Origin of the sequence: Arthrobacter sp. GCM10027362 (genome assembly GCF_042679445.1) — a bacterium.
Taxonomy (GTDB): domain Bacteria; phylum Actinomycetota; class Actinomycetes; order Actinomycetales; family Micrococcaceae; genus Crystallibacter.
In genome coordinates, this window is record NZ_JBHTML010000295.1 from 1 (window position 1) to 3,296 (window position 3,296).

General features: G+C 70.5%; 4 protein-coding genes. All 4 read left to right on the top strand.

The features are described from left to right. Positions 1–500: ATP-grasp domain-containing protein (locus ACFQ36_RS21780; protein WP_377017490.1), on the top strand; the 500-nt coding region annotated here is incomplete at its 5' end. Further along, positions 497–1,018, top strand: a complete 522-nt coding sequence (gene purE / locus ACFQ36_RS21785) for a 5-(carboxyamino)imidazole ribonucleotide mutase (protein WP_377017492.1) — start codon at positions 497–499, stop codon at positions 1,016–1,018. The genes ACFQ36_RS21780 and purE, both read left to right, overlap by 4 nt. 63 nt (positions 1,019–1,081) lie before the next feature. Beyond that, positions 1,082–2,632, top strand: coding sequence for an LCP family protein (locus ACFQ36_RS21790; RefSeq protein WP_377017495.1), 1,551 nt, complete (start codon positions 1,082–1,084; stop codon positions 2,630–2,632). Between the two features lie 134 nt (positions 2,633–2,766). After that, the coding region (gene manA, locus ACFQ36_RS21795) for a mannose-6-phosphate isomerase, class I (RefSeq protein ID WP_377017497.1) at positions 2,767–3,296 on the top strand (530 nt) is incomplete at its 3' end.

Sequence of the window (3,296 nt, forward strand, 5' to 3'; positions counted from 1 at the left end):
TGGACGCCTTCGCCGCGGCCGCCCGGCAGGCCGCGCTGCGGCTGGCCGCCGAACTCGGCGTCACCGGCGTAATGGCCGCCGAGCTGTTCGAGACCCCGGGCGTCGGGGCGGGCTTTGTGGTCAACGAACTGGCCATGCGCCCGCACAACACCGGCCACTGGACCATGGACGGCTGCGTGACCAGCCAGTTCGAGCAGCACCTGCGCGCGGTCCTGGACCTGCCGCTGGGCGACACCGGGGTGCTCGGCGGCGCCGTCGTCATGAAGAACTACCTGGGCGGGGCCAACACGGACCTGTTCAGCGCCTATCCGCAGGCACTGGCGGCCGAGCCCGGCGTGAAGCTGCATGGCTACGGCAAATCGGTGCGTCCGGGCCGCAAGATCGGCCACGTGAACGTGGTTGGGGACGCGGCCGACATCCCGGACCTGCGCCGGCGCGCCAACCGTGTCGCCTCGATCATCCGGGACGGCGTCGACCCCTTCGAAGGAGACCAGCAATGAGCATCCAGCCACTCGTCGGCGTCGTCATGGGCTCGGATTCGGACTGGCCGGTCATGCAGGCAGCAGCCCGGGCCCTGGACGAATTCGGCGTCCCCTTCGAGGCCGACGTGGTCTCCGCGCACCGGATGCCCGAGGACATGATCCGCTACGGCAAGGAAGCGCACACCCGCGGGCTGCGCGTGATCATCGCCGGTGCCGGCGGTGCCGCCCACCTGCCGGGCATGCTCGCCTCGGTCACCCCGCTGCCGGTGATCGGCGTTCCGGTGCCCCTGAAGACCTTGGACGGGATGGATTCGCTGCTCTCCATCGTCCAGATGCCCGCCGGCGTGCCGGTGGCCACGGTCTCGATCGGCGGCGCCCGCAATGCCGGCCTGCTGGCCGTGCGCATGCTGGCCTCCGGCGCGGACGAGCTGGCCGCGCGGCTGCAGCCGCGGCTGCTTGAGTTCGCCGGCTCGCTGCGGCAGAGCGCCTATGACAAGGGCGCGGCGCTGCGGAGCCAGGTCGGCGGCGGGGCCTGACCGATGGCCGGCACCCAGTACCTTCGGGCGCGCAGCCCCGGCCGCTCCACCCGGTATCCGGGGATGACGGATCCAATGCGCAACCCGGAGCAGGCCCCCGCCCCGGTGCGGACCAAGCGGGCGTTCCTGCTGCTGCTGCTGACCCTGTTCATCCCCGGCAGCGCCCAACTGGTGGCCGGCGACCGCAGGCTCGGGCGCAGGGCCCTGCGGGTAACCTTCGGGCTGTGGGCGGTGGTCCTGCTGGCCGTCGTGGTGGCGCTGGTGGACTGGCCGATACTGGTCAGTGTCGCCACCAACCCGTGGGGTTCCCTGCTGCTGATGGCGGCCTTGATCGCCCTGGCGGTGTTCTGGGCACTCCTGTTCCTGAACACCCTGCGGATCATCCGCCCCAGGCTGCTGGCCCCGGGGATGCGGCCCATCCTGGCGGCCAGCGTCGCGGTCCTGATGCTGGCCACCTCCGGCAGCCTCGGCTATGCGGCCTACCTGCTCAATGTCGGCCGCAACGCGCTGGGCAGCATCTTCCAGTCCGGTCCGGCCTTCGCTCCGGCCGACGGCCGCTACAACTTCCTGCTGATGGGCGGCGACGCCGGTGCCGGGCGCGTCGGCCTGCGCCCGGACAGCATCTCGGTGCTCAGCGTGGACGCCAAGACCGGCCACACCATCACCTTCGGCATCCCCCGCAATTTCCAGAACGCGCAGTTCCCGGACGATTCGCCGATGAAGCAGGTCTACCCGGAGGGCTTCAACTGCGGCGACGAATGCATCATCAACGCGCTCTACGTGGATGTCACCAACAACCATAAGGACCTGTACCCCGGCGCCAAGGATCCCGGCGCGGAGGCGATGAAGGACGCCGCCAGCGGCATCCTCGGCATCGATGTGCAGGCGTACGCCCTGGTGGACATGGGCGGCTTCGAGAAGCTCATCGACGCCATGGGCGGGATCACCATCAAGGCCGGCAACTGGGTGCCGATCTCCAACCGGACCATCCCCGGCACGAACCAGCACTACCCGCCCAAGGGCTGGATCGCCCCCGGAGTGCAGAAGCTCGACGGCTACCATGCCCTCTGGTACGGCCGCTCCCGCGAGTTCGCCACCGACTATGACCGCATCCAGCGCCAGCAGTGCGTCCAGAAGGCGATGATCAAGCAGCTGGACCCGGCCACCGTGCTCACCCGCTTCCAGGCCCTCGCCGAGGCCGGCGAGCAGGTGGTGGAGACGGACATTCCGGCCGGCCAGCTGGGCAGCTTCGTCTCCCTCGCCGCCAAGGCCAAGGACCAGGAGGTGGACCGGCTGACCATCGGCCCGCCGGACTTCGGCAGCGCCGCGGACAACTTCGTCACCTACCCGGACTTCACCCAGATCCACCGGCGGGTTCAGGAAATGTTCACCGCGACCGGGGAAACTGGCAGCCCGTCCCCCTCCGGTGCCGCGCCCGGGAACCGTTCCGGAACCTTCTCCGGGACATTCCCGGGGGCATTCACGGCGCAGCCGGCCATGGTCAGCCAGGAACCGAAGATCACGGAAGAGTACCTGCAGCAGCTGGCCGAGGCCGGCGACGTCGAAACCCTCGGCGCGCTGCTGGCCGACAACGGCAAATGCTCGGTCCCCTAGGATTTGGGCGCTCCCGCAACGGTCCGGGCCGGGGACCCGCAGCTGGTCCCGCACCCCGCTCCGGCCGGAAGTCCCATAGACTCCGGTGAAGACTTCGGGCGCGGGCCGACACCACGACAGAGACGAGGCGGACAATGTACCGGTTGAAGAACGTTCTGCGTCCCTACGCCTGGGGCTCCGCGACGGCCATGGCCGAGCTGTTCGGCCGCGAGCCCTCCGGCGGCCCCGAGGCCGAACTGTGGATCGGCGCCCACCCCGATTCGCCGTCGTCGATGCTGCTGCCCGGCGGCACGGAGCAGCGGCTGGATGCCTTCATCGCCGCGCAGCCCGAACCTGCCCTCGGCGACGAGACGATCCGGCGCTTCGGGACCAAACTGCCGTTCCTGGCCAAGGTGCTCGCCGCCGACTCCGCGCTGTCGCTGCAGGTGCACCCCACCCGGGAGCAGGCCCAGGCCGGCTATGCGGCGGAGAACGCGGCCCGGATCCCGGCCGGTGCCCCCGGACGCAGCTACAAGGACGGCAACCACAAGCCGGAGATGATCTACGCCCTGACCTCCTTCGAGGCGCTGTGCGGGTTCCGCCAGCCCCGGGACGCGGCGCGGCTGTTCCTGGGCCTGCGCGGCAGGCTCGACGCCGCGGGCGCGGACACCGCGCTGCTGGACCG

Bases quoted from the DNA above. Each gene is read 5' to 3' on its own strand.
- purE (WP_377017492.1), top strand. From the start codon at position 497: ATGAGCATCCAGCCACTCGTCGGCGTCGTCATGGGCTCGGATTCGGAC.
- ACFQ36_RS21790 (WP_377017495.1), top strand. From the start codon at position 1,082: ATGACGGATCCAATGCGCAACCCGGAGCAGGCCCCCGCCCCGGTGCGG.